General features: G+C 63.4%; 22 protein-coding genes and 2 tRNA genes. 11 read left to right on the plus strand and 13 right to left on the minus strand.

The window, feature by feature from the left end; all coding sequences use genetic code 11:
• Window positions 1-89 precede the first annotated feature (89 nt).
• Together ACMKFF_RS04835 and ACMKFF_RS04840 are read left to right on the plus strand one after the other, a co-directional pair.
• Entirely contained in the window at window positions 90-953 is an 864-nt protein-coding gene (locus ACMKFF_RS04835; protein ID WP_419496229.1) for an alpha/beta hydrolase family protein, read from the plus strand.
• A 44-nt stretch (window positions 954-997) separates the two neighbouring features.
• A tRNA-Thr gene (locus ACMKFF_RS04840) sits at window positions 998-1,073 on the plus strand.
• A gap of 846 nt (window positions 1,074-1,919) precedes the next feature.
• Here ACMKFF_RS04840 and ACMKFF_RS04845 read toward each other — a convergent pair.
• Window positions 1,920-1,996, minus strand: a tRNA-Arg gene (locus ACMKFF_RS04845).
• A gap of 161 nt (window positions 1,997-2,157) precedes the next feature.
• On the opposite strand from ACMKFF_RS04845, the gene ACMKFF_RS04850 reads away from it, so the two are divergent.
• Window positions 2,158-3,168 (plus strand): TraB/GumN family protein, encoded by a 1,011-nt coding sequence (locus ACMKFF_RS04850; protein ID WP_419496230.1) that lies wholly within the window; start codon window positions 2,158-2,160, stop codon window positions 3,166-3,168.
• 45 nt (window positions 3,169-3,213) lie between these two features.
• On the opposite strand, the gene ACMKFF_RS04855 is transcribed toward ACMKFF_RS04850, so the two are convergent.
• From ACMKFF_RS04855 to ACMKFF_RS04875, 5 genes are read right to left on the minus strand one after another with little or no spacing between them, the layout of a single operon-like run.
• Window positions 3,214-4,431, minus strand: a complete 1,218-nt coding sequence (locus tag ACMKFF_RS04855) for a peptidase U32 family protein (protein WP_419496231.1) — start codon at window positions 4,429-4,431, stop codon at window positions 3,214-3,216.
• Window positions 4,424-5,761, minus strand: coding sequence for an endolytic transglycosylase MltG (mltG, locus tag ACMKFF_RS04860; RefSeq protein ID WP_419496232.1), 1,338 nt, complete (start codon window positions 5,759-5,761; stop codon window positions 4,424-4,426). The genes ACMKFF_RS04855 and mltG overlap by 8 nt, the downstream gene beginning before the upstream one ends.
• Window positions 5,754-6,314 (minus strand): DJ-1 family glyoxalase III, encoded by a 561-nt coding sequence (locus tag ACMKFF_RS04865; protein WP_418468568.1) that lies wholly within the window; start codon window positions 6,312-6,314, stop codon window positions 5,754-5,756. The genes mltG and ACMKFF_RS04865 overlap by 8 nt, the downstream gene beginning before the upstream one ends.
• 3 nt (window positions 6,315-6,317) lie before the next feature.
• A complete protein-coding gene (locus ACMKFF_RS04870; RefSeq protein ID WP_367926821.1) occupies window positions 6,318-6,989 on the minus strand; it encodes a dTMP kinase in 672 nt (223 codons plus the stop codon).
• A 3-nt stretch (window positions 6,990-6,992) separates the two neighbouring features.
• A complete protein-coding gene (locus ACMKFF_RS04875; protein WP_419496233.1) occupies window positions 6,993-7,715 on the minus strand; it encodes a WecB/TagA/CpsF family glycosyltransferase in 723 nt (240 codons plus the stop codon).
• 248 nt (window positions 7,716-7,963) lie between these two features.
• Here ACMKFF_RS04875 and ACMKFF_RS04880 point away from each other — a divergent pair, with 248 nt between their 5' ends.
• Complete coding sequence (locus tag ACMKFF_RS04880; RefSeq protein WP_349134527.1) at window positions 7,964-8,767, plus strand: hypothetical protein; 804 nt, start codon at window positions 7,964-7,966, stop codon at window positions 8,765-8,767.
• 238 nt (window positions 8,768-9,005) lie between these two features.
• On the opposite strand, the gene ACMKFF_RS04885 is transcribed toward ACMKFF_RS04880, so the two are convergent.
• Entirely contained in the window at window positions 9,006-9,818 is an 813-nt protein-coding gene (locus ACMKFF_RS04885) for a mechanosensitive ion channel family protein (RefSeq protein ID WP_419496234.1), read from the minus strand.
• Window positions 9,819-9,821: 3 nt separating this feature from the next.
• On the minus strand, window positions 9,822-11,765 hold the full coding sequence (gene ftsH, locus ACMKFF_RS04890) for an ATP-dependent zinc metalloprotease FtsH (RefSeq protein WP_419496235.1): 1,944 nt from the start codon (window positions 11,763-11,765) through the stop codon (window positions 9,822-9,824).
• Window positions 11,766-12,217: 452 nt separating this feature from the next.
• Here ftsH and rlmB point away from each other — a divergent pair, with 452 nt between their 5' ends.
• From rlmB to ACMKFF_RS04905, 3 genes are all read left to right on the plus strand, one after another.
• Window positions 12,218-13,006 carry a 23S rRNA (guanosine(2251)-2'-O)-methyltransferase RlmB gene (rlmB, locus tag ACMKFF_RS04895; RefSeq protein WP_418487104.1) on the plus strand — a complete coding sequence of 263 codons (789 nt, stop codon included), beginning with the start codon at window positions 12,218-12,220 and terminating at the stop codon, window positions 13,004-13,006.
• Between the two features lie 3 nt (window positions 13,007-13,009).
• Window positions 13,010-14,959 carry a hypothetical protein gene (locus ACMKFF_RS04900; protein ID WP_419496236.1) on the plus strand — a complete coding sequence of 650 codons (1,950 nt, stop codon included), beginning with the start codon at window positions 13,010-13,012 and terminating at the stop codon, window positions 14,957-14,959.
• A 184-nt stretch (window positions 14,960-15,143) separates the two neighbouring features.
• Window positions 15,144-17,207: an elongation factor G gene (locus ACMKFF_RS04905; RefSeq protein ID WP_419496237.1), complete on the plus strand. Its 2,064-nt coding sequence runs from the start codon at window positions 15,144-15,146 to the stop codon at window positions 17,205-17,207.
• A gap of 46 nt (window positions 17,208-17,253) precedes the next feature.
• Here the strand turns inward: ACMKFF_RS04905 and ACMKFF_RS04910 are convergent, their stop codons facing one another.
• From ACMKFF_RS04910 to ACMKFF_RS04920, 3 genes are all read right to left on the minus strand, one after another.
• Window positions 17,254-18,000, minus strand: coding sequence for an alpha/beta hydrolase (locus ACMKFF_RS04910; protein WP_419496238.1), 747 nt, complete (start codon window positions 17,998-18,000; stop codon window positions 17,254-17,256).
• A gap of 20 nt (window positions 18,001-18,020) precedes the next feature.
• Window positions 18,021-18,887, minus strand: coding sequence for a polysaccharide deacetylase family protein (locus ACMKFF_RS04915; RefSeq protein ID WP_419496239.1), 867 nt, complete (start codon window positions 18,885-18,887; stop codon window positions 18,021-18,023).
• Between the two features lie 272 nt (window positions 18,888-19,159).
• Window positions 19,160-21,118 carry a SpoIIE family protein phosphatase gene (locus ACMKFF_RS04920; RefSeq protein WP_419496240.1) on the minus strand — a complete coding sequence of 653 codons (1,959 nt, stop codon included), beginning with the start codon at window positions 21,116-21,118 and terminating at the stop codon, window positions 19,160-19,162.
• A 180-nt stretch (window positions 21,119-21,298) separates the two neighbouring features.
• On the opposite strand from ACMKFF_RS04920, the gene ACMKFF_RS04925 reads away from it, so the two are divergent.
• Entirely contained in the window at window positions 21,299-21,904 is a 606-nt protein-coding gene (locus ACMKFF_RS04925; RefSeq protein ID WP_419496241.1) for an inorganic triphosphatase, read from the plus strand.
• A gap of 263 nt (window positions 21,905-22,167) precedes the next feature.
• On the opposite strand, the gene hpf is transcribed toward ACMKFF_RS04925, so the two are convergent.
• Both hpf and ACMKFF_RS04935 read right to left on the minus strand, forming a co-directional pair.
• Window positions 22,168-22,704, minus strand: coding sequence for a ribosome hibernation-promoting factor, HPF/YfiA family (hpf, locus tag ACMKFF_RS04930; RefSeq protein WP_419496242.1), 537 nt, complete (start codon window positions 22,702-22,704; stop codon window positions 22,168-22,170).
• Window positions 22,705-22,840: 136 nt separating this feature from the next.
• Window positions 22,841-23,380, minus strand: coding sequence for a DUF4364 family protein (locus tag ACMKFF_RS04935; protein ID WP_349136019.1), 540 nt, complete (start codon window positions 23,378-23,380; stop codon window positions 22,841-22,843).
• A gap of 332 nt (window positions 23,381-23,712) precedes the next feature.
• On the opposite strand from ACMKFF_RS04935, the gene ACMKFF_RS04940 reads away from it, so the two are divergent.
• The 3 genes from ACMKFF_RS04940 to ACMKFF_RS04950 all read left to right on the plus strand — a co-directional run bounded on the left by ACMKFF_RS04940 (window position 23,713) and on the right by ACMKFF_RS04950 (window position 26,142).
• Window positions 23,713-24,525 (plus strand): NAD(P)-dependent oxidoreductase, encoded by an 813-nt coding sequence (locus tag ACMKFF_RS04940; protein WP_419496243.1) that lies wholly within the window; start codon window positions 23,713-23,715, stop codon window positions 24,523-24,525.
• Window positions 24,522-25,088 carry a dipicolinate synthase subunit B gene (locus ACMKFF_RS04945; protein WP_418465038.1) on the plus strand — a complete coding sequence of 189 codons (567 nt, stop codon included), beginning with the start codon at window positions 24,522-24,524 and terminating at the stop codon, window positions 25,086-25,088. The genes ACMKFF_RS04940 and ACMKFF_RS04945 overlap by 4 nt, the downstream gene beginning before the upstream one ends.
• 67 nt (window positions 25,089-25,155) lie before the next feature.
• Window positions 25,156-26,142, plus strand: a complete 987-nt coding sequence (locus ACMKFF_RS04950) for a glycosyltransferase family 2 protein (protein WP_419496244.1) — start codon at window positions 25,156-25,158, stop codon at window positions 26,140-26,142.
• Window positions 26,143-26,298: the final 156 nt, after the last annotated feature.

The raw sequence follows: 26,298 nt of genomic DNA on the forward strand, positions 1-26,298 counted from the left end.
ATTATAGCACAGCGCGGCGGAATTTCCTAGAACGCGGTTTGAAAATCGCAAAAAACGGGCATACCCTCCAAAAAAAGGAGGGCGAAAAATTGCTCACGCTGTTTCTCTTGACCGTTCTGATCTATCACCGCTGCTTCCGGCGCTACGACGCCGATCCGGAGCCGGAGCTTGGCCTGCCCACAAAAAGGCTCACGTTTTTGAGTGGGCCGAACCGCCTGCAGGGCTACTTATGCGGCACGGGGGACACGCTCGCCGTCCTCGCGCCAGGGCTTGGGAACGGAGCGTTTTCCTATGCGCCGCAGATCCAATGGCTCGCCAAAGCCGGGCTGCGCGTGTTTTCATTTGACTACACCGGCTGCTACGGCAGCACGGGCCGGTCGTGCCGGGGCTTTCCGCAGGCAGCGGACGACCTGCGCGCCGCGCTGCGCTTTCTGGAGGAACACGGCCGCTTCGGCAGCCGCCGCCTCGTCCTGCTCGGCCACAGCATGGGCGGCTATGCCGTCTGCTGCGCCCTGCCGGGAAGCCGGGTGGATGCGGCCGTGTGCATCGGCGGGGTGAACAGTCCCATGGAGGCCACGCTCTCGCCGGTCCTGCACCACATCGGCGTGCTTGCCTATGCGCATTATCCGGCGCTGTACCTCTATCAGGCCGCGCGCTTCGGACTGCGCGCCCTGCGCCGCACCGCCGCACAGGCTGCCGCCGAGTCCGGGACGCCGCTGCTGCTCGTCGGCGGCGTGCACGACTGGATCGCTCCGCTGCACCGCAGCTCCATTCTGGCCCATCTGCACGCGCTGCCGCAGGCGCAGGCCCTGCTCTGGGCCGAGCCGGAGCACGACGGCCACGCCGACCTGCTGTTCGGCGCGACCCGCAGCGAGGCCAACCCCGCCCTCATGGCACAGATCACCCGCTTCCTCCGCCCCGAAAAATTCGACGAAATGAAAAAAAGTTGTTGACAATTTTCTATCCTGCTGATATAATAGCAGAGCTGTCAGGAAATGCTGCTATAGCTCAGCAGGTAGAGCGCATCCTTGGTAAGGATGAGGTCTCCAGTTCGAATCTGGATAGCAGCTCCAGAAGCCTTCAAAGCCTTCGGGTTTTGAAGGTTTTTCTTTTACCGTAGGCAAAACTGGAGACCTCATCCCCTTGCGCGAAGCGCATTTCAATCCGAGGTCGCTCCGGGCTCCCGCGGAGCCTGCTCCGCGGGACGTGGACTCCAGTTCGAATCTGGATAGCAGCTCCAGAAACCTTCAAAGCCTTCGGGTTTTGAAGGTTTTTCTTTTACCGTAGGCAAAACTGGAGACCTCATCCCCTGCGCGAAGCGCATTTCAATCCGAGGTCGCTCCGGGCTCCCGCGGAGCCTGCTCCGCGGGACATGGACTCCAGTTCGAATCTGGATAGCAGCTCCAGAAACCTTCAAAGCCTTCGGGTTTTGAAGGTTTTTCTTTTACCGTAGGCAAAACTGGAGACCTCATCCCCTGCACGAAGTTTCCCTGTCTGTAGCGGCGCTCAGCGAGCGCCTAAGGCAGCTGCAGATTGCTAGGCATTCTCGCCGAACGTGCAGGCTTTCAAGTTTGTCATTGCGAGGAGCGAAGCGACGTGGCAATCTCGCAATACCATATCGGATATCACGAAAGCTCCGGCGAAACCGTCACTGCCTTCCCGAGATTGCCGCGTCGGCCTGCGGCCTCCTCGCAATGACACGTCAGGTGGTGCGGCGGTGCACCAGTGCTCTGACACAGTTCAATTAGCCTGTGCAAGGCGGTCACTGACCGCCGCTGCAGGCACAAGATGCAAGCGGTTTGTTCGTTTTGATCGGCGGCCTGTTCATATCGGCAGTGCCGGGCCGTTCTCAACAAAACAGTGCTGTTTTTTCCCGCAGACATAAAAAATAACCTTTGCCTTACGGCAAAGGTTATTTTTGGTACGCCGGAAGGGACTCGAACCCCCGACCTACTGGTTCGTAGCCAGTCACTCTATCCAGCTGAGCTACCGGCGCGTACGCACTCAACGTGCTCCAATATACTACCACAACGCCCCACAAATTGCAAGCACTTTTTTCGAAAATCGCGAGAAATTTTCCGCAGCCCCTTTGGCGCTTGACAAACGCCATCGAAATCCCGTACGATAAGGAAAACGATTCAGAAAGGACCGCTGCCCATGAAACGTACCCTTGCCATGCTGCTGGCCCTTGCGCTGCTGCTCCTGTGCGCCTGCTCCGCCGCGCCGGAGCCGACGCAGCCCGCAGCGGAGCCGCCGGTGGAAACGGCGGAAACGCTCCCCGACCACACCGCGCAGGATGATGCGGCATCCGAGCCAGCACAGCCGCTGTTCTGGCAGGTCAGCGGAAACGGCTATTCCGGCTCGTTCTACCTGCTCGGCTCCATCCACGTCAGCGACGGCCTCACCTATCCGCAGGAGCTTCTGGACGCCTATGCCGCCTGCGACACGCTGGCCGTGGAGAGCGACGTTCTCGCGCTGGAGGCAGACCTGTCGGCGCAGGTCGAAATGATGCGCTGTCTTGTCTACACCGACGGCACGACCATCGACGCCCATCTGGACGCGCAGACCTACGCCGACGCGAAGCAGGTGCTGACGGACCTCGGCGGCTATCAGACCATGCTCGACCACTACATGCCCATTTTCTGGTATTTGCTGGCAGGAAATCTGGCGCTGGCGCAGACGCGCTTCTCGCCGGACGGCGGCGTGGACCGCTATTTCCTGCAGATGGCAAAGGCCGACGGCACGGAAATTTTGGAGGTCGAGCAATACACGGACGTCTACCGCGCGCTCGGCGCGCTGTCCGAGGAGACACAGGTCTACGCTCTGCAGCAGGCCATCCGTCCGGAGGTCCTTGCCGCCACGGAGGAGGACACCGCGGCGCTGCTGGATGCATGGTGCAGCGGCGACGAGGCCGCGATCATCGATCTGCTGGAGGCTGAACCGGACGAGCCGCTCACGCCGGAGGAAGAGGCAGCCGCGGAAGAATTCGGCCGCACCCTTGTGACGGACCGCAACGCCGTCATGATCCGGGCGGCGGACGAAGCCCTGCGCGCCGGGAAGAACGTGTTCTATATCGTCGGGATCGCCCATATGCTGGGCGAGGGCGGCATTGTCGAAGGGCTCCGCCAGCTTGGCTATACCGTCACGCAGGTATCATATACAAGTTAAATTTCATATCAAACGGGCCGCTGCGATGCAGCGGCCCGCTGTTTTTCACTTTGCCGAAAGGTCGACGGCACGGCGGACGATGCTCATCGCCGGGACCGGGCGCGGCAGCTGCATGCGGAACACCATCTGCGGCGTGCGCGGCTCGCGCAGCGGCAGTCCGTCCGCATCCTGCATGACCGGCACGGTCACGGAAAACGGGCGCGTATCCGGGCCAACGATCTCGACCTCGTCCCCGGCGGCAAACTTGTTGCGCAGCGAGAGCGTGGCCAGTCCGTCCGGCATGCAGTCCGTCACGATGGCGCAGACCTGCCAGTCGCGGATATAGCGGGAGCTTTCCGTATACTGCCCCGGCTGGCCGAAGAAGAAGCCCGTGCTGTAGCGCCGGTGCGAGACATGCTCCACCTCGTCGCGCCAGACCGGGTCGACCGGCTCCCCGGCGGCGACGGCATCGAGCGCGTGGCGGTAGGCCCCTGTGATGATGGCAGCATAGTAGGCCGATTTGGCGCGGCCCTCGACCTTGATGCAGTCCACGCCGGCCTCCGCCAGCTCTGCCAGATGGTCGATCATGCACATATCGCGGGAATTCATGATGTAGGTGCCCTTTTCGTCCTCGAACACAGGGAAATACTCGCCGGGGCGCTTTTCCTCCATGAGGGCGTACTGATAGCGGCAGGGCTGCGCGCATGCGCCGCGGTTGCTGTCGCGGCCCGTCATATAGTTGGACAGCAGGCAGCGGCCGGAGTACGACACACACATGGCCCCGTGCGCAAACGTCTCCAGCTCCAGCTCCGGCGGCGTATCGCGGCGGATGACGCGGATCTCCTCGAGAGAAAGCTCCCGTGCCAGCACAACGCGCTTTGCGCCGAGCTCATGCCACGCGGCCGCGCAGGCGGCGTTCGCGATGCTGACCTGCGTGGAAATGTGCAGCTCACAGTTTGGGGCCTCGCGCTGCGCCATGCGGAACACACCGAGGTCCGCAAGGATGAGTGCGTCAACGCCGCTGTCGTTCAGCAGGCGCAGGTGTGCCGGGAGCGCGGGGAGCTCGTCCCCGCGCGGCATGGTGTTGACCGTGACGTGCACGCGCACGCCGTGCGCATGGGCAAAGGCGACAGCCTCCGGCAGCTCCTCTGGGGAGAAATTCCCCGCAAAGGAGCGCATACCGAAGCTCGTTCCGGCGAGATAGACGGCGTCCGCACCATAGAGGACAGCCATGCGCAGCCGCTCCATGTCTCCGGCGGGCGCGAGCAGTTCGGGCTTACGCATCGTTCTGCCCCGCCAGGAAGGCCTGATGCTCGTCATAGCTCTCGGAGAAGTGATGCAGGCCCGTGGAGTCGTCGAGCGCATAGTAATAATAGCTCGTATCGGCCGGGTTCAGCGCCGCGGAGATGCTTGACAGGCCGGGGTTGGAGATCGGTCCGGCGGGCAGGCCCGTGCGGTTATAGGTGTTGTAAGGGCTGTCGATCTGGGTGTCCTCATACGTCAGCGCGCCGTCGACGCCGCCGAGCGCATAGACGATCGTTGCGTCGATGTTCAGGTACGGATAGTTTGCGGGATCGCACAGGCGGTTATAGATAACGGAGGCGATGGTGCTGCTCTCCTTGGCGGAGGCTGTCTCCTTCTCGATCATGGAGGCGACGGTGACGAGATCATAGATCGTCATACGGTGGGCCTCGATATAGCTCTCGTCATAGCCCTTTGCGGTCCAGCGCTCGGCAAGCGCCGTGTTCAGCGTTTCGAGCTGGGCGGAAGCATCGTCCGAGAACTTGCGGTTGAAATTCGACAGCAGCTTCTCGAGCACGCGGTCGGGATCGTCGTTGACATAGAAATCATAGGTATCCGGGAACAGGAAGCCCTCGAGGCGGTTCGTCTCGCCATAGGGGATGTCTTCCAGGAACCAGTAGTCAAAATGCGTGTTTGCGGCGCTCTCGCCGAGCTTTTCGGCCGTGCAGACCTCGTTTTTCTCCAACAGGGCGAAGATCTGCGCGCATGTTGCGCCCTCCGGCAGCATGACGCGCACGGTCGTGCGGGTGCCGCCGCTCTCCGTCATGCCGCTGACAAGGGCATGATAGTCATAGTTATAGGCCAGCTCATAGGTTCCCGCGTCCATGCGGCCCGCGGAATGCGTAAACTTGCAGTAGAGCTTGAAAAGCCACGGGTACTGGATGAGGCCGTTTTCGTGCAGCATATCGGTGATGGCATCGAGCGAGGCATTCTCCGGCACGGTGACCTGAATGGTATCGCTCGAGCGGCCGAAGGCCAGCACATCCGTCGCGCAGGCCCAGGCGGCATACCCGGCCCCGACGGAGACGACGGCGACGATCACCACATAGAGGATGATCTTCACGAACAGCGGCACGATGCGCTTGTGGCGCTTGCGGGGCGGCTCCGGAGGGAGCTCCTCCTCCGGCTGCGGCTCCTCGAATTCGCCGTAGTCATCGAACGTGTGGCCGAAATCCGGCGTAAAATCGTCCGGCTCCGGCGTCCCCGGTTCGGCGGCCTGCTGCGGCTCGTCCGGCGTTTTGTCCAGCTCGGCGCGCGCTTCGGCCAGGATCTCGTCGATGGACCGGCCGTCGCTGCGATGTTCCTCAGTCATGGGATGCCTCCTCCCCGTTCCAGACGACCTGCGCAGCGATGCGTGCAGCCGTTTCCGCGCCGCACAGCGCCTCGACGAGCGCCAGCCCGAAGGCAAAGGCACTTCCGGCGGCGCGGCCCGTGATGAAATTCCCGTCGCGCACGACGCCAGCATTCTGCATGACGGCCCCGCACATTTCCGGCTCCATGCCGGGGTAGCAGGTGGCGCGGCGGCCCTCCAGCAGGCCAAGCTCCGCCAGCACCGTCGGCGCGGCGCAGATGGCGGCGACCCATTTTCCGGCCTGCGCCATTTCCCGTGCGGCACAGAGCACCGGTTCGCAGCCGCGGATGGAGCGGACGCCTCCCAGCCCGCCGGGCAGGATGAGCATGTCCGCCTTCGTCAGCTCGGCCGCTTCCGCCGCGCAGTCCGCATGGACCGGGATGCCGTGGCTGCCGGGGATGTCCGTCCCGCCGATGCCGGCGAGGCGTACCTCGACCCCCGCGCGGCGCAGCAGATCGCAGGGCACGATGGCCTCCGCTTCTTCAAAACCGGCTCCAAGGATGAGATATACCATGTGTCAGTTCTCCTTCAGGCATTCCTGCACGCGCAGGAAAATTTCGTTGTGGATGTCGTCGATCGAGCGCATTTTACCGTCCTTTGCGCAGGCGATGACCGTCCAGCCGTAGTACTTTGCCGCCTGCAGGCCCGTGGCGCGGCAGCGGCGCAGATAGTCCATATTCTGCTCGTGGATGTCCGCGTGCGTATGCGTATCGTGCTCGCGGCGGCGCAGCATCTGGCCCGTCAGCTCCGTCGGCACATCGAGATACAGCACGAGGTCCGGCACGGGCAGGCCCATGTGGCGGTACTCGAGATCATAGAGCCACGCAAAAAACTTCTCGCGGTCCTGCTCCGGCTCCTTCGAGGCCTGATGGACGGCGTTTGAGGTCGTATAGCGGTCGGAGAGCATCAGGCCGCCGTTCCGGTAATACTCGCCCCAGACCTTGCGGAAGGCCGCAAAGCGGTCGACCGCATAGAAGGTCGAGGCCGTGTAGGCGTTGACGTCCGAGGGACGCGCGCCGAACTCGCCGCCGAGATACATCCGGATGAGGGCGGACGACGGCTCCGTATACTGCGGGAAGACCATCGTGCGGAAGTCCACGCCCCGCGCCTCCAGCCGGCGGGTCAGGAGCGAAAACTGCGTGGATTTGCCCGAGCCGTCCGTTCCTTCAAAAACGATCAGTTTGCCCATGGGTCACCCCTTCTTTCCGCGCGCCCGCCATGCGGCGAACACGAATTTCGGCAGGCGCATCATGCGCCCGATGCGGCTCGGCTCGCGCAGCAGGCGATAGAGCCACTCCAGCTGCAGGCGGATCATCCACTTCGGCGCACGGCGCACCGTCCCGGCAAAGCCGTCCAGACTGCCGCCGAGGCCGATCATCAGGCGGACGTTCAGCTCCGCGCGGTGGTCGTGCATGAAGCACTCCTGCTTCGGCGCGCCGAGGCAGACGAACACGACGTCGGCTCTTGCCTCGTTGATGCGCGCGATGACGGGAGCTTCGTCCTTGAAATAGCCGTCCGCCGTGCCGCAGATACACAGCTTCGGGTGGGTCTTCTTCATATTCTCGGCCGCCTGCTCCGCGATGCCGGGCTTTCCGCCCAGAAGATACAGTCTGCCGCCCGTCTCCTCGAGCACGCCGAGCAGGTTCGCGGCAAAATCGATGCCCGCGACCTTCTCCTTCAGCGGCGTTCTGAGGATCTTCGCCCCCAGCACGACGCCCGCGCCGTCCGGCAGGACGAGCGAGGCCTCGTTCAGGATCGCGCGGAACGACTCGTCATGCAGGGCCTCATAGGCCATTTCGGCATTCGGCGTCACACAGTACGAGGCCTCGGGCCGCTGCAGCAGCGCCCGCGCCGTATCGAGCGCCTCCGCCATGGTCACATTATCATATTGTACGCCCAGAACATTCGTCTTCATGCGCACACCTCTTCCATTATCGTTTTCGTATCTTTTATTTTACCATACTTGCCCGCCCTTGTCTACTCCCGGCGGGCCGTGCGGCGCGCACATTTCTTTCCGCCGCGCATACTATGGGGTAAAAGCGGGCCGGCACGGCTGTACTCCGCTTTTAACTGAGGCAGCACCGCATAATTCCCCTTCAGCCTTCGCTGAATGCTCTTGCTGAATTGAGCGGTATTGCCCTGATTCTTCCGGGAGGTTATCGTATGCCAGACAAACCCCTTGAGCAGGCCTGCGATGCGCGTGTCTGCATTCATACCGATCAGATTCTGGACAGCTGCATGGATAAGGACTGCGTGGAGGATCTGCGCGTCTATCTCACCCGCGAGTCGCAGGCGGCGCTCGACCGCTCCACCGGCGCCAAGACCCGCTGCGCCGAGCTGCTGTTCGCGCGCGTGGAGGTCGAGCCGCTGGCCTATAAGCGCGGGCACTATGCGGTCGACCTGACGTTCTACTACCGCATCCTCGGCGATGCGACCGTCGGCGGAACGCGCCCCGTCACCATCACCGGCCTTGCGGTCTTCACAAAGCGCGTTGCGCTCTACGGCGGGCGCGGCAAGGCAAAGACGTTCTCGAGCACGGACGCGCTGCCCACGCCGGACGGCCTGCTGCAGGACCGCCTCCCCGTCGGTGTCGTCGAGGCCCTCGACCCGATGATCCTGGCCTCGAAGGTCCGCGAGGTCTGCGACTGCTGCCGCTGCGAGACGGAGCTGACGGAGATCCCGCCCGCCATTGCCGAGGCGCTCGGCGAGGAGCTCGTGCTCACGGGCGGCACGCGGCGGCTGTATGTGACGGTCGGGCAGTTTTCGACTGTGCGGCTCGAGCGCGGCGCGCAGCTGGCCGTCCAGAGCGGCGGCTACTGCATGCCCACGCGCGAGTGCTGCGACGACGAGGGCTGCGAGGAGGACCCCTGCGAGCTGTTCAGCCGGGTGGACTTCCCCGTCCGCGCCTTCTATCCTGAGGGGAGCGACTGCGGCGGAACGAGCTGCTGCGGCAGCTGCGGAAAGTAAGCGGGGAGAAACGAGCAGCGGCGCGTTTGCGCCGCTGCTCTGGCCGTCAGAACGGAACAGGGTTCCGGAATTGTCATTGCGAGGCCCCGAAGGGGCCGTGGCAATCTCGCAGTACCATATTGGATAACAAGCAGGCCTCGGCGAAAACGTAACCGGTTACAGGAGATTCCCACGTCGCTTCGCTCCTCGGAATGACAAAATCGGAAGCCTGCCGGTGCGCCGCTGCTCAGCCTATATATCAGGTGTTCCGCTTCTGCGGCTCAAAGTGCACATCGAGCTGCGGGTAGGGGATGGCGATGCTGCGGGCGTCCAGCTCGCGCTTGACGGCCTCGTTCACGGCGAAGCGCACGTCGAGGTAGTCGCCGCTTGCGGTCCACAGCATCAGAAGGTACTGGATGCTGCTGTCCTGATAGTTGTTCAGCACGACCAGCGGGGCAGGATCCTGCAGCGCCTTTGGGTGCTGCGCCGCGGCGAGCAGGGCCTCGCGGACCTTCTCCGCCGGAGCGTCATACGACACGCCGATATAGAGGTCCACGCGGCGGCGGCCCTCGACGGAATAGTTGCAGATGCGCGCCGAGGCGGCGTCGCTGTTCGGGATGTAGATGCGCTTGCCGTCGACCGTAGCGAGCTTCGTATACGAAACGCTGATCTCCTCCACGGTGCCGCTGTCGCTGCCGATCTCCACAAAGTCGCCGACGTGGAACGGGTGCGTCGTCAGGAGCGTCACGCTGCCGACAACGTTGGAAAGCGCGTTCTGCACGGCAAGCGAAATGGCAAGGGAGACGACACTCAGGATGGCGACGAGCGACGTGACGTCCACGCCGAGGGAGCTTGCCGCCACGAGCACGAGGATGGTATAGAGCAGGGCTCGCATGGCCGCCCGCAGGAACGAGAACATCGTCCGCTCCAGCCGGGAACGTTCGAGCACGCGGTCAAACAGCTTCAGCAGCAGCTTGACGAGCAGAAGCCCGATCACGACGATGAGGATGACCGGGACGAGCTTCTGCAGCGTCAGAGATGCAAAAAATTTCTTGATGGAAGCCAGATCCATGGCTTACGGCTCCGCTTCCGGCAGGGTCTCCTGCTTGGACCCCCGCAGGCGCTTGTCGGCATCGACATACTGCATGAGCTCGTCGCCCGTGATGGTCTCCTTCTGGAGCAGATACAGGGCGACCTCGTCGAGCAGGCCGCGGTTTTCGGTCAGAATTTTCTTGGCCTGATCGTAGCTGTCGTTCAGGAGCTTGCGGACCTCTTCGTCCGCGGCGGCGGCCGTCGTCTGGGCGCAGTCGGTGTAGGACTGGCCGTCGAGGTACTCGTTGCCCTTCGTCGTCAGCGCCATGAGGCCGATGCGGTCGCTCATGCCGTACTGCATGACCATCTTGCGGGCCAGATCCGTCGCGCGCTCGATGTCGTTCGACGCGCCGGTCGTCTCAATGCCGAACACGGTCTGCTCCGCAGCGCGGCCGCCGAGCATGGTGCGCAGCTCCACGAGCAGCTCGTCGCGGGAATTGAGGTACTTTTCCTCCTCCGGCATCTGCATGGTGTAGCCCAGCGCGCCGGACGTATGCGGGACGATGGTGATCTTGGAAACGGGCTGCGTGTGCTTCTGCAGCGCGGCCACGAGCGCATGGCCGACCTCGTGATAGGCCACGATGCGCTTTTCGATGTCCGTCAGAACGGTGCCCTTCTTCTCGGTGCCCGCGATGACGACCTCGAACGACGTCAGCAGGTCCTCCTGATTCACGGTCTGGCGGCCCATGCGCACGGCGCGCAGCGCCGCCTCGTTGACGAGGTTGGCAAGGTCCGCGCCGACCGCGCCGGCCGTGGCCTGTGCGATCTTCTTGAGGTCGACGTCCTCGGCAAGGCGGATGTTGCGCGTGTGGACGAGCAGGGTCTGGTAGCGCCCCTCCAGATTCGGGCGGTCAACGATGATGCGGCGGTCAAAGCGGCCCGCGCGCAGCAGGGCCTTATCGAGAATTTCCGGGCGGTTCGTCGCCGCAAGGATCACGACGCCCTTTGAGGAATCGAAGCCGTCGATCTCGGCAAGCAGCTGGTTCAGGGTCTGCTCGCGCTCGTCGTTGCCGCCGAGGCGGCTGTCACGGCTGCGGCCGATGGCGTCGATCTCATCGATAAAGATGATAGCCGGGGCGACCTTGCTGGCCTCCTGGAACAGATCGCGCACACGGCTCGCGCCGACGCCGACGAACATTTCCACGAAGTCTGAGCCGGAGATGGAGAAGAACGGCACACGGGCCTCACCCGCCACGGCCTTGGCCAGCAGCGTTTTGCCGGTGCCGGGGGAGCCGACGAGCAGCGCGCCCTTCGGCAGCTTTGCGCCGATGGCGGCATATTTCTGCGGATTATGCAGAAAATCGATGATCTCGACAAGCGATTCCTTCGCCTCGTCCTGACCGGCGACATCGCGGAACGTCACGCCGGTCTCCTTTTCCATATAGACCTTGGCCTTGCTCTTGCCGATGCTGCCGATGGCACCAAAGCCGCCGGCTCCGCCGCCGCTGCGCGAGATGATGAAGCGCATGAGCAGGCTGAGCAGCGCCAGCATCAGCAGCGGGAACAGCACCCACGAGAACAGGAACGTGAACGTGCTGTTCTCGACGATCTCGCCGCTGAACTCCACCTGATTGTCCTCCAGCGTCGAAATGAGGGACGTCAGATCCACATTGGGCAGCAGGCCGGTGTAATACACGGTGCGCTGTGACTTCGACAGGGCCATCTCATCCCGGCGCAGGAACTGGATGCGGTCGGACTGGATCTCGACCTGCGAAATGGCATCGGTCTCCACTGCACTGAGGAAGGCATCATAGGTGACCTGCTTCTCTCCGGCGGAGAACACATTGCTGAGCAGGCTGTTGAACAGCAGTGTCACGGCAACGGCAATGATCAAGATCGTCAGAATGGAAAATCTGCGGCGGTCGCCGTTGCGGTTATCATTATTATTATTTCCGTTTGGTCTGTTTTGCGGGCTTTGATTCGCCATGGAATCGGCCTCCTTTCGCTTCTCCTGCATCATACCATATTTTGGTGCTTTCTGCAATTCTCACTGCAAAATGTGCTGTAAATTTTCTGTGAATTTGGATTTTTGTCCGGATTTCGGCCCGTTTCGCATCCGTCCGACGATTCTCGGTGTTGTCTCCGGCGCGATTCTTTGCTATAATATAGGGAAGTTCTGATTCAATCAGCAAGAGTGGATGGCGAGAGATTTTTTGGCAAGGCGAGGTATGAAAAGTGCAGTTGTACTTTGTGTACCCGCAAGGGGCATGCCGCATCCGTAAGGCGGCAAAGCCGCCAACGGCTGCGCAATACCACAAACTTTCCATACCGATGGATTGACGAAAAAGCTCCGGCATCCGCCGCAGATGATTGATTCAGAGCTTCCCAAGGTAATGAAATCGCAAAAGGCGTATCGTGCGCCGGAAAGCAGAGGCATCCATGAAAGAATATACCAAAGAGCCGAGAAAGCCGCGCGAGGCCGCGCAGGAATCGCTGCCTGAGGATATGATCGAGGGCCGCAACGCCGTCACCGAGGCGCTGCGCAGCGGCCGCACCATCAACAAGGTATTTCTGGCCGACGGCGACACGGACCGTGCGCTCGGCCGCCTTGCCGCCATGGCAAAGGAGAGCGGCGCCGTCGTCGTGCGCGTCGACCGCCGCAAGCTCAACGACATGAGCCCCACGGGCGCGCATCAGGGCATTATGGCTGCCGTCGCCGCCCATGACTATGCCACGGTCGATGATATGCTGAACGCCGCGCAGGAAAAGGGCGAGGCGCCCCTGCTCGTCATCTGCGACGAGCTGTCCGATCCGCACAACCTCGGCGCGATCATCCGCACGGCAGAATGCGCAGGTGCGCACGGCGTCATCATCCCCCGCCGCCGCAGCGTCGGCCTGACGGCCGTCGTCGGCAAGGCTTCGGCCGGTGCGCTCGAATATATGCCCGTGGCCCGCGTTGCGAACCTCGTCGCCACGATCCGCGACCTGAAGGCCCGCGGCATCTGGGTGTTCGGCACGGCAGCCGACGGCGACACGACCCTCACCGGCGCGGACCTGCGCGGCCCGGCCGCCATCGTCATCGGCAACGAGGGCAGCGGCATGAGCCGCCTTGTCGCAGAGAGCTGCGATCTCAAGGTCAGTATTCCCCTGAAGGGCCACATTTCATCCCTGAATGCCTCGACGGCCGCCGCCGTGCTGCTGTATGAGGCCGTTCGCCAGAGAGGATAATCCATGAACCACCGTCAGCCGGAACAACTGAATAACGCGCAGTTCCCGGCTGAGTCAGAGCCGGAATATACGCTCGAGGAGATCATGGCCGAATTCGGCGCGCCGCAGGAGCCGGAGCCGATCCCGGAGCCGATCCCGGAACCGGAACCTGAGCCGGAAGCCGAGCCGGTGCAGCCGGAGTCTCCTCCGCCGGGGCCGCAGCAGGAGCGCGTGCATGTGTTCCGTCCCGTGCCGGACCGGCGTCCGCCGCGGCCGGAGCGCAGCGCTCCCGCGCCGAAGCCGAAGGCAAAAAAGCGGCCCGTGCAGATCGTTGAGCGGCCGAAGCCGGAGCCGGAGCCGCCCACGCCGCAGCAGGCCCTGCAGCTGTGCAGCGCCGGGCTCGGCGGGCGGCGCGCCCGCCTGACGGTCAGCGGACTTCTGATGCTGATGCAGCTTCTGCTCGTGTGCTACGGGCAGTTCTCGCTGCAGTTTTTGCCGTTTCTGAGCGGGAAGCTGCAGCTGCTGCTCCCGGCGGCGCTGCTGGGCCTGCAGATGCTGCTGTCGGCCGACGCCCTGTGGCAGGGCGTGCGCGATCTCGTGCACCCGAGCCTCTATACGCCGGGGGCCGTGCTGTGTGTGCTGGCGCTTTTGGACAGCGTGCAGCAGCTCTCCGCCGGAACGCCGGGCTACGCCGCCCCGGCAGCCCTTGTGCTGTTCGGCCTGCTCCACGCCCTGACGCGCGAGCGCGAGGGCCTGACCCGCACGCTGCGGGCCGTCTGCGGCTTTGACCGGCCGCTCGGCGTGCGCCATGTGCCGCAGCTCCTGCCAAACGAGGACGGCCTGCGCTGCGCGCCCGGTGATACCCGCGACTTTATGCGCCATCTCTCCGACCCGGACCCCGCCGCGCGCACCTTCCGGATCTATACCCTCCTCGCCCTGCCCGGCACGCTGCTCGCCGCGCTGGCCCTGTCGCGCCTTGGCCCGATGGGCTTTGTGCGCTGCTGGCTCATCCTGCTGCTCGGCGCGACGCCCTGCGCCGCCATGCTGTCGTTCGCGCGGCCGTTTTCCGCGCTGGCACGGCGGCTGGCCTCATTCGGCGCGGCCCTGTGCGGCTGGCACGGAGCCCGCGTCCTCGGCGGGAAGCACACCGTCATCCTCCGCGACGAGGATGTGTTCCCCGCGAACAACATCACCTCCAGCGGTATGAAGCTCTACGGCACGCTGCCCGCCGGGCAGGTGCTGTCCTACGCGCTTGCCGCGCTCGAGGCGGCGCAGGATCCCCTCGCCGCCCTGTTCGACCGGCTGCTGCAGGCCCAGTTCGGCCGCCGCTGCCGCGCGGACGCCTATCGCTGCTATGACGGCGGCGGCATCGGCGCGCAGATCGGTCAGGACGTCGTCCTTGTCGGCTCGCTGCCATTCATGCGCAGCATGGGCGTGCACATGTCCGACGGCGCGCGCGTGCGGCAGGCCGTCTATGTGTCCGTCAACGGTGAGCTGGCCGGAATTTTTGCCGTGAAATACAAGCCGAGCGCCTCGACCCGCGCCGGGCTGCGCGCCCTGCTGGCCAATCCCGGCAACTCCGTCATCCTCGCCACGCGGGACTTCCTCATCACGCCGGAGCTGCTCGCGGCACGCTATGAGCTGGCCGTCGGCGGCATCGCCTTCCCCGTCTACTCCGAGCGGCTGCGCCTGTCTGAGGCCGTCGGCGGCGAGGCGGACGCGCAGGGCGCGCTCATCGCCAAGGAGACGTTCGGGGCCTTTGCCTCGGCCGTTGCCGCCGCGCAGACGCTGCGCAGCACAACGCGCTTCTCCACGGTCCTGAGCCTGCTGTCCGGCATTCTGGGGCTCTGCTTGTGCGCGCTGCTGCTCTACTGGGGCTCGGCGGCCGCCGTTTCGCCGTTCCACATTGCCGCGTTCCAGCTCATCTGGGCACTTGTGGCCGGTTTTCTGTCCGGCATTCTGCAAAGACTCTGAATTTTTGGCTCGTTTGCACAAAAGCAAGTAATATTATTCGTGCACTTTTCACAATTCTGTAATTATAATTGAAAAACGCTGGGAAATCGTGTATAATAAATTCAATTGTGGCACGGAATCGATATGCCGCCCGCAGCGGGAGGGCATCTTGGCCTCTGCGCTGTTTAGAAAGGAGTTTTCAACTATGTACACTGCGAAGGATATCCGCAACCTTGCTCTGCTGGGCCACGGCGGCGACGGCAAGTCCGCCCTGTGCGAGAGCATGCTTTATGTGACCAAAGCGATCACCCGTCTCGGCAAGCGCGCCGACGGCACGACCGTTTCTGACTTTGATGACGAAGAGAAGAAGAGACAGTACTCTATCAAGACGTCTGTCATCCCCGTCGAATTCGGCGGCTGCAAGCTCAACGTGCTGGACAACCCCGGCTACTTTGACTTTGCTGCGGAGATCGTACAGTCCCTGCGCGTTGCGGATGCCGGCCTGATCTGCCTGACCGCGAAGTCCGGCATCGCCGTCGGCACCGAGAAGGGCTGGAAATCCCTGGCCGACGCCGGTCTGCCCGCAATGTTCTATGTTTCGAAGCTCGACGAGGAGCATGCGAACTTCTTCAATACGTTCGACTCCCTGCGCGATATCTTCGGCGCCTCCGTCATCCCCTTCACGTTCCCGATCCTGCACGGCGAAGAGGCCGTCGGCGTTGTCGATCTCGTCTCCAAGAAGGCCTACGACGTCTCCGGCAAGGAGATCGCCCTGCCCGCCGAGGCGGAAGAGAAGATCGAAGAGTACATGGCCGAGCTGAATGAGCAGGTCGCCGAGACCGACGAAGCCCTCATGGAGAAGTTCTTCATGGAGGAGCCGTTCACCGAAGAAGAGCTGCTCAAGGGCATCAAGGACGGCATCCGTCAGCGCTCCGTCACGCCGGTCTTCTGCGGCTGCGCGATGAACGGTCTCGGCACCGCCGCCCTGCTGGACAACCTCGTCCGCTTTGCGCCGTCCCCGCTGGAGGGCAAGCCCGCCGTTCGCGTCGACGAGGAAGGCAAGGAGTCCGAGTTCCCGCTGAATCCCGACGGCCCCGCAACCGCGTTCGTGTTCAACACCGTCGCCGACCAGTACGGCAAGAATTCCTACTTCAAGGTCCTCTCCGGCAACATCGAAGACACCATGACCGTTGTTAACGCCCGCACCGGCGACAATGAAAAGCTCGGCAACACGTTCTTCCCGAAGGGCAAGGACAACGCCAAGACCGCGAAGGTCTGCTGCGGCGACATCGGCGTGTTCACGAAGCTTGCCTCCGTCCGCACCGGTGACACGCTCTGCCAGCCCGGCAAGCTCGTCACCATCAAGCCCATGACCTATGCAGAGCCCTGCTACCGCATGGCCATCTACGCCAAGACGAAGGGTCAGGAAGACAAGGTCGCCGCCGGTCTCGTCAAGCTGAACGAGGAAGACGCCTCCTTCACCTACGGCAACGATCCGGAGACGAAGGAAATGATCATCGCCGGTGTCTGCGACATCCACCTGAGCGTTATCATTGCCAAGCTCCTGAGCAAGTATAAGGTCGAAGCCGAGCTCCGCCCGGCAAAGATCGCCTACCGCGAGACCATCAAGAAGAAGGTCGAGATCCACGGCCGTCACAAGAAGCAGTCCGGCGGCCACGGCCAGTTCGGCGACGTTTATATCCGCTTCGAGCCGCAGAGCGAGTCCGAGGACATGATCTTCGCCGATGAGACCGTCGGCGGCTGCGTGCCGAAGAACTTCATCCCGTCCGTCGAAAAGGGCCTGCGCAACTGCATCGGCAAGGGCGTTCTGGCCGGTTATCCGGTCGTGTTCCTGAAGTCCACGCTGTACTTCGGCTCCTATCACCCCGTCGACTCCTCCGATATGGCGTTCCAGACCGCTGCCGGCATCGCCTACAAGGAAGGCCTGCCCACCGCCGGTCCGACCCTGCTCGAGCCGATCGGCGAGCTGAAGGTCTTCATCCCGGACGCCAACATGGGCGATATCATCGGCGACCTCAACAAGCGCCGCGGCCGCGTGATGGGCATGAACCCCGATCCCGACAACCGCGGTTGGCAGATCGTCGAGGCTGAGGTACCCATGGGCGAAATGAGCAGCTACGCCATCGACCTGCGCTCCATGTCGCAGGGCCGCGGCTCCTACAGCCTCAAGTTCGTCCGCTACGAGGAAGTCCCGCAGATCAACCAGGCAAAGATCATCGAGGACGCCAAGAAGGCAGACGAGGAATAACCCAAAAATCACAATGGCCGGTGCGAGAATTCGCACCGGCCATTTATTATCGCTTCTTTTCACATTGCTGCAGCATGGCACGGAAGCCGCACTGCAGCAGCGGCAGGTCCTCCTGCGCTTCGTAATAGGCGTGCCCGGAATGCGGGAGCATCGTGACGACGGCCTGCGGGACATCCGCAAACTCCCGCGCGCTCCGCACGGAGACAAGCTCGTCCCGTTCTGAAAAATACGCCCGGCAGGGCACGGCGAGCTGCCGCACGAGCGGCCGCGTCCGGCGGATCTCACCGAACAGCTCAAAAAAGCGCGGCGGCCAGCCGGCATAGTGCAGCACATTGCGGTCCCGCTCCACGCCATAGGCCGCAACCGCCGCCTGCCCCCACGGGTCCCTCGGCGTGCCGCCGTAGTTCAGCCACGCATTGTGCAGCGCACGGGGACGGACATGCACGTGGAGGGGCACATTCAGCAGGAACAGGCCCTCGACCGGCGAACGCACGGCCTCCTGCACGGCAAACAGTGTCCCCATGGAATGCGCCGCGATCATGACCGTCTCATGCTGTGCGCGCAGCTCGGCAAATGCCTGCCGGGCCTGCTCCCGCCAGACCGCCATGGAGGCCGCAGAGAAATCCCGCGCACCACCGCCATGCCCCTGCAGGAGCAGATTGCAGAAGGACCAGTCCTGCGGCACGAGCGGCAGGAAGGGGGCAAACTGCGCGGGCGACCCGAGGATGCCGTGCACGAACAGCACCGCGCAGGCTGCGCCAGGCAGAAGACGCTTTTCCGTCTCGCGTATCATGGTGGCTCCTCCGTTCAAGTTCATTTTCGCTCAGGCTTGTTCTCCATTCGCTCAGCAAGCTCATCGAACGTGACAAATCGATAGCCGAGTGCGCGGAGCAGACTGATGATAGCCTCGACCCTCCGACGATAGGTCTGCAGGCCGTGGTGGAGATAATAGCGGTCATAGAGCTTCAGGTCCTCCAGCTCCGGCTGGCGCTGCCGCGAAAGCTCAAACGGATGCAGATAAAACACATAGAAATCATTTTCGCGCAGATAGCTGCGCAGAAGCGGCAGGACAAAGCTCCAGTTGCTCAGGCGCACATAGCCGCCGCCGGAGATCGGGTAATTCTGCCCGAACAGGCGCTGGCACGACAGGCTGAACTCGTAAAACTCGCCCTTGCGGAAGATGCCGGGGCGCAGTTCGCGGTAGCTCGTCATGTCCAGATGCTTCACATGGCGCGCGGCCGGGAAGTCCATCCGGCTCGAATCGTAGCGGAAGCCGAGCTGCCGCACAATATCGAGCTTTTCCTCGTCCAGTCCGAAGCATGGCGCGCGATAGCCGCTGACCTGCGTGTGAAAGGCCGCCTCGAGCTGCTGCTTGCCCGCAAGCGTTGCGCGGCGGAAGTGCTCGTCGTCCATGCCGCACGGCGGCACATGCTCCAGCCCGTGCAGCGCGAGGCGGTGGCCCCGGTCGACATAGCGCTGCACCCGTTCCCGCTCGCGCAGAGCCGTCCGGCAGACGGCGAACATCGTCGCGCGGATCTGATATTGTTCCAGCAGGCGGATATAGATATCCAGCCCGTCCAGCATGTGCCGCCTCACCCGCTGCCCGGACTTTGCCACGCACTCCGTGTCGGCAAAATCCTCGACATCGATCGTGAAAACGGCGTATTTCTCTCTCTTCATTTCCCTGCTCGCAGTATTCCGGATTGGCAGGCGTTGCCCGCCGGGAGTCTCTATTGTAATGCATGTGCGGGTGGAAGTCAACCGGCAGGACCACAGGCCGCACGAAAAGCAGACGGACCCGGCAGAAATCCCGCCGGGTTCGTCTGAAATGTGTGATTTGATCGTTTCTGCGCGAAAATAATCGATTTTTGGGATCGTCCGCACCGAACTTGGGAAATATTATTTCCCCGCCCGTCTGTTTCGACAGATTATCCTGCCGGAATATGATACCTTTAATCGCGGGATGCACGCGGCGCGAGCGCGACCGCCACAGCCGTCATGTCATCCTCTGCCGGAAGGCCTGCGATGAGCAGCGCAGCAAGCTCCCGCGGCGAATCTCCCGCAAAGCCCGCCACGGCGCTCTCTGCATCTCCCGCGCCATCGCTGACCAGAACGAGCATCTCTCCTCCCCGAAGGGACAGCCGGTACCGCTCCGGCGCGTGATCTCCTCCCACCCCCACGCCCGGCGGAAGCGAGGCTGTCCCCAGTTTTTTGACCGTATCCCCGCAGCGCAGGTACGACGGCGCTGCGCCCCACTTCAGCAGCTCCGCCTCCCCGCTGGTCAGATCGATGTGCAGCAGGTCCACGGTGGAAAAGCAGCCGTCCCCGCGCAGCAGGTAGGTCCCGTTCAGGATGCGCAGCGCATCAAGCGGCGCGACGCCTGCGCGCAGCAGGTCGCCGAGCAGATGCACGCAGTCCGCGCTCAGTCCGGCGGCAGGCTCCCCCGTGCCCATGCCGTCGCACAGCAGCACATAGTAATCGTTCCGCGGGCCGGGGAAGCAGGCGCCCCGGTCACCGTTCGCGGCGGCCCCGTGCCGCCCGGCCGTACAGATGCCCGTCACGGCGCGGTAGCGCGGCGCATCGGGCTGCGGCGCGCCAAGCTCGGCCTGCATCCGGCGCAGATATTCCGCTACGCAGCCGAATTCCTCAGACAGCAGCGCGCGGCTCTCCTGCAGCTGCACGCGGTAGCGGCGGCGGTAGAGCATGCTCTCCAGCTCCTGATCGAGCGCCGCAAGGAAGCCGTCAAAATGGCAGCAGCCCTCGCGGAACTCCGCCGGGAAGTCCGCAGCCTCCGCCTTGCCGCGCTGCAGCAGCCGCCCGGCCGCCTGCTCGAGCGCATCATAGGTCTGGCGGGCATTGTGCTGCCAGCAGCGGTGGAAACGCGCGCAGCAGCGGCAGATGCGCTCCGCCGCCCCGTCATAGACGCTGTCCGCCTCGCTCTGGCCTCGCTCCTGCACCGGGAGCTGAGCCTGCAGCAGCTCGAGCACCTGCGCCGCATCCCCCATGCGGCGCGCAGCCAGCTCCTCCGCCGCGGCGGGGCCGGAGGCCCGGAGCGCACCGGTCCGCCGCAGCCACAGTCCAAGCGGTATGCCGATGCCGACGGCGGCAAATGCGGCGGGCGTCCCCACACCGCCCAGCCACAGAACGCCGCAGCACAGCGCGCCGCCGAGGAGCACGCGGACGAGATCACTGCGCACGACCCGCGCTGTCACGGCAGGCAGCAGCAGAGCCGCCGTCACGCTCCAGCCGAGATTTCCCGTCAGGCCGAGCGCCGCAGCGGCAGCGCACACGGCCGACAGCTCCGGCGCGCCGTAGACCATGGCGCAGCCCCCGATAAGGCCCGGATCAAAGGGCAGACCGAGCGCCGTCAGGCCGCTCAGCCCGCTCAGCAGCGCCGCAAAATACAGCGGCCGCCCCCGCTCTCCCGCTCCGGTCCCGCAGCGCAGGACGGCCGTTCCCACACCGGCCGCCGCACTGACCGCAAGCCACTGCAGGGCGGGCCGCCACCCGCCGTTCCCGCCGAAGACCTGCAGGCTGCCGAGCACAAGAGCCGTTCCGGCCGCCATGGCAGGCAGGAACCACCGCGTCGCCGGGAGCGCCGTGCCCTGAAACACCACGATCGCCGCCAGCAGCAGGGCCGTCAGCGCGATGCGCTCGGCCGCCATGGCAGGCTCGCACAGCAGGGCATAGCCCGCCGCCGCGCCGAGCGCCGCCGACAGAGACCGCCTCCCAAATGGGAGTGAGGCCGTCAGGCAGGCCCCGAGCGGCAGGGCCAGCCCGCCGATCTGCGCCCCGGCCGTCAGGAAGCCGCTCCCGAGCAGCAGCAGGCACTCCCCGAGCCCGTGCAGCCGGACGGACGCACGCGGCAGCCGCTGTTTCGCCAGAAGCTGCTGAGAACCGGACTTTTTCATGAGCTCCTCCCCTCTCCGGTGCGCGGAGAAGGCCGAGCCGCCGCGCTGCCGAACGATTTGTCCCGATTTTAGCACGCAGGGCGCAAGAGTTTTGTCGGGAAATCGGAGCGGAAATTTTTCCGGGAAAAACTTGTGCGGCTTCCGGAAACCGTGTATAATATTGCCATTGAGGTGATAAATATGGGTAAGGAACTGGAATTCAAGCTGGCCGCTGCAAACGACGCCGTTCTGGACTGTCTGCTGGGCGACCCCGAAATGGCCGCGCGGATGGAGGGCCCCATCGTGTGCACGCCGATGGAAACGACCTATTTTGACACGGAGACGAATGCGTTCCGCACAAATCACTGGACGCTCCGCCGCCGTCAGGAGGGCAGCCGCAGCGTCGTCTGCGTCAAGACGCCCCAGCCGGAGCCATTTGCCCGCGGTGAATGGGAGGTCGAGGCCCGGGCGGTGGACGACGCCGCCATCGAATGGCTGCTGGACTTCGGCGCGCCGCGGCAGCTGCTGCAGCTCTACGGCGAAGCGCCGCTGCGCCCCGTGTGCGGCGCGCGGTTCCTGCGCCGCAGCGTCATGCTCCGTCTGGCAGACGGCAGCCGCGCCGAGCTGGCGTGCGACTGCGGCGTGCTGCACGGCAAAACGGAGGAGCTTCCGTTTGCCGAGGTCGAGCTGGAGAGCAAGGAGGGCGCGCCGGACGCCGCAAAGGCCCTTGCCGACCGGCTGGCGAAGCAGTATAACCTGCGCTGGGAGCCGCTGAGCAAATTTGCCCGTGCCAATGCACTGAAATGACAAAAATGCCGGGAGCGAAAGCTCCCGGTCAGCTTGTCGAAAGAATCCCTTCGGGATTTACCTGCCTTCAAAATTGCAAATGAAATTTTTGTAGAATTATTTTGCAATTTTGCCGCTGCGGCGGGTGATGGAACGCGAAAGGGAACCCTGACGGTTCCCTTTCACACATTCCTTCCCTCCGAAACTTTCGGCTGGGCATTTTTTCGACAGTCAGAGATGCCGGGAGCTTTCGCTCCCGGCATCAGTTTATTTATGCAGCAGGCTTACTGGACGTCCTCGATCAGGCCGTAGCCGCCGTCGTTTCTCTTATAGACCACGGCGAACGCGCCGTCGTTCTCCTCATCCTTGAAGGCAAAGAAGCTGTGCTCCAGGAGCTCCATCTGCAAGATGGCCTCCTCGTGCGTCATGGGCTTCATGGGGAACCGCTTTGTGCGGACGATCTCAAAGGTATTTTCTTCGGGCTCCGGCGCAAACGACGTGGCATCCGGCTGACGGACGAAGGCATCCTGCCGCAGGCGGCGGGCCAGGCGGGTCTTGTTCTTGCGGATCTGGCGCTCGATCGTGGCGACCGCAGCATCGATGGATGCATACATATCGGAAGTCGCCTCGCTGGCGCGGAAATAGGTACCGGCGGCATGAACCGTGATCTCGGCCTTATTGCGATCCTTCTCGACCGAGAAGGTAACAAGTGCCTCCGCATCATCCCGGAAGAAGCGCTCGAGCTTCATGACCTTCTTCTCAGCGTAGGCATGAACGCTCTCGGGCAAGCTGACTTTTTTCTCTGTGAACTGGAATTTCATTCGAAGTCGCTCCTTTCTTGATTGGGCCGATTGGGGATCTGCTGGTATGATTATACCACCTTTTGCCGAAACATGCAAGTAGCGAAAATAAGCTTGCTGCTAAGCCCCGTCCGGGCCCTGCAGCAAGCTGTATTTTTCAGGAGTTTTCCTTTTCCTCCGAGAGAAGCTGATCCATCACAAGGCGGTAGATCGTCTCGGCATTGCGGGAAAACGCCCCCGCCAGACGGTGCGCCTGCTTCTGCGTCGGTGCCATCAGCTCCAGCCGCAAAAGGTCGCTGACCTCGTCGTTCAGGCTCATCTGCACGGTAAAATCGCCGCACTCGCGCTGCCTGATCTCCGTTTTGACAAAGCTGCTGCGCCGCACGTCGCGATTATAGCGCTCCACGGCCGCGCGTGCCCGCTGCATGACGGGATAGGCCACGGAATCCTCCGTCACGGAGCCGGCCTCGCGCCCCTTTTCCGTAATGACATAACGCTCGCCGTCGACCCGCTCCAGATGGCCGGACTCGATCATCTGCGGCACGGCCTCCGCCACGTCGAAATAGCTCAGGCCGTCATCCTGATAGGACAGCTCATAGATCTTCTGCAGATCGACGGGATAGGCGACCCGCGCCATAATATATAAGATCAGGACCTTAACGTCCAGCATATCATGAACAAAGCCATGCCGCTCCATGCTCGCCCGCTCCTTTCTCTCTCATCTCTTGAAAGCAAAATATTATTATACAGGCTTTCGGAAACCCTGTCCAGCCAAAAGTTACGGAGGGAGGAAACGTGTGAAAGGAAACCGTCAGGGTATCCTTTCGCGTTTGATCACCCGCCGCAGCCGAAAAACTGCAAAATAATCTTACAAAGTTCTATTTTACAATTTTGAATGCAGTCCGGTGGAAAAATCCCGAAGGGACTTTTTCGACATACTGTATTATTATAGCAAGTCCGACCGCAATTGACAACTTTTTTTCACCGAAACCGCAAAAATTGCATAGGATGAGGGCAGGAGGTGCTGCCATGTCCAAAACCTGCTTTCTGCTCGGCGGAGACGAGCGCCAGCGCTGGACCGCACAGGCCCTGCTGGACGCCGGGCTCGAGGTCCGCTGCTGCGGCGTGCCCGGCATGCCTGAGGCGCTCCCGGCTCCCGCCGACTTTGTCATTCTTCCGTTTCCCGCCCTGCAGGGCGAGCGCCTGCGCGGGACCGCCGCACCGGAGCGTACCGCCGTGTTCGCCTGCTGCCGCCGCGGTACGCGGGTCTATGGCGGCGGGCTCAGCCCGCTGCGGCAGGCCCTGCTCGACTGCGGCGCGGAGCCTGTCGAGCTTTTCGGCACGGAGCCGCTGACAACGCACAACGCCGTGCCGACAGCCGAGGGCGCCATCGCCCTTGCCGTGCTGCACAGCCCGTACCGGCTGCACGGCGCGCCCTGCCTTGTCATCGGCTACGGGCACATCGGCCGCGTGCTGGCAAACAAGCTGCACGGCCTTTCCGCCCGCGTGACCGTCGCGGCGCGCAGGCCGTCCGACCGCGCCATGGCTGAAGCGTTCGGGCTGGAAGCCGACGAAACGGGCCGCTATGCCCGCGGTCTTTCCTATCACTTTGTGTTCAACACCGTGCCTGCACCCGTGCTGACGCAGGACCAGCTCGCCGCGCTTCTGCCCGGCTGCCTGCTGGTGGAGCTGGCCTCCGCGCCGGGCGGTATCCCGGCCTGCACGCGGACGGATGTCACCCGCATCGACGCGCCGGGCCTGCCCGGAAGATTCTGTCCCGCAAGTGCGGGCGCGGCCTATGCCGCCGCAATTCTCGAACAGGAAGGAGCGTTCCCAGCATGAGACCGACTGTCGGCTTTGCCCTGTGCGGCTCGTTCTGCACATTCCGAAAGGCCATTGACGCCCTACGCGCCCTGACAGCGCAATATACGGTCGTCCCCATTTTTTCGGACGCCGCGTGGGAGACGGACACCCGCTTCGGCGCATCGGCGGATTTCCGGGCGGAGGTCACGGCGCTGTGCGGCACGGAGCCGCTGCACACGCTGGCGCAGGTCGAGCCGCTCGGCCCGAAGCGCCTGCTCGATCTGCTGATCGTCGCGCCCTGCACGGGCAACACGCTCGGCAAGCTTGCAAACGGCATCGCCGACTCGCCCGTCAGCTTTGCCTGCAAGGCGCATCTGCGCAACGGCCGCCCCGTGCTGCTGGCCGTTTCCACGAACGACGGCCTGTCCGGCAGCGCCGCGAATCTGGGTGCGCTGCTGGCCCGCCGTCATTTTTACTTCGTCCCCTTCGGGCAGGACAGTCCGACCGGCAAGCCCGCCAGCCTTGTCGCGCATTTTTCCCTGCTGCCGGAGGCGGCCGAGGCCGCGCTGCACGGCGAGCAGCTCCAGCCGCTGCTCGTCTGAGGACTTGCAAAAGCAGACGCCAGCGGATATAATAGGGACATGATCCAAATGAAACGGAGGAAGCACTATGCCGCAGTTCAGCATCATCATCCCGGTCTACCGGGTCGAGGAGTATCTGGAAAAATGCGTGGACTCCATTCTGGCCCAGACGTGTCAGGATTTTGAGCTTCTTTTGATCGACGACGGCTCGCCCGACGGCAGCGGCGCGATCTGCGACCGCTATGCGGCCTCGCACCCGAATCAGGTGCGCGCCCTGCATCAGCCGAACGGCGGCGCGGGTGCGGCACGCAACCGCGGTATCGAGCTGGCGCAGGGCGACTATCTGCTGTTCGTCGACGGCGACGACTGGCTCGCACCGAACCTGCTGGAGGACCTTTCCGCCTCCATCGCGGCCACACCGGCAGACCTCTATCTGTTCGGCGCGCTCGTCGAGCGGGACGGCAAGGTCACGGGCGAGCTGCACGAGGAGCTTCCGGCCGATCTTCCCACGCATACGAAGGACGCACCCCAGCTGTTCTTCGGCGTCATGGCCCCGTGGAACCGCGCCTATCGCCGGACGCTGTTTACCGAGGGCGGCATCCGCTTTGCCACGAAGGTCTGGTATGAGGATATCCGCATCGTGACGAAGGTGTTGGCACTGGCGGAGCAGGTCGTCCGCCTGCCGGGGGCCTACTATCACTATCTCCAGCGCGAGGGCAGCGCGATGAACAACAAAAACTGCGCCCGCAATGTGGAGATCCTCTATGCCTTTGACGACATTCTCGGCTGGTTCGGGGAGCACGGCCTGCGCGAGGCCTACCGCGACGAGCTGACGTTCCTTGCCATCAGCCATCTTCTCATCGCCGCCTCGGTGCGCGTGGCGCGCATCGACTGCAAGAGCGAGCTGCTCGGGCAGTTCCGCGATTACATGGAGAAAAACTTCCCCGACTTCCGCGAAAATCGCTACCTGCCGCGCCTCGACCGCAACAAGCGCCTCGTCTACCGCCTGCTGCTGAAGCGGCGCTACCGCGTTGTCCGGCTGCTGTTTCGCATGAAGGAAGCGCTTGGAAGGTAAACAGCTATGCGAAAGCCCGGCTCATTCGAGCCGGGCTGCTTGTCAAAAAAGTCCCTTCGGGATTTTTCGCCAAGCTGCTTTCAGAATTGCAAAATGAAATTTTGTAGTATTATTTTGCAATTCTGCCGCTGCGGCGGGTTATTGAACGCGAAAGGA

This window comes from Faecousia sp., assembly GCF_048519415.1.
Classification (GTDB): domain Bacteria; phylum Bacillota; class Clostridia; order Oscillospirales; family Oscillospiraceae; genus JAZOXB01.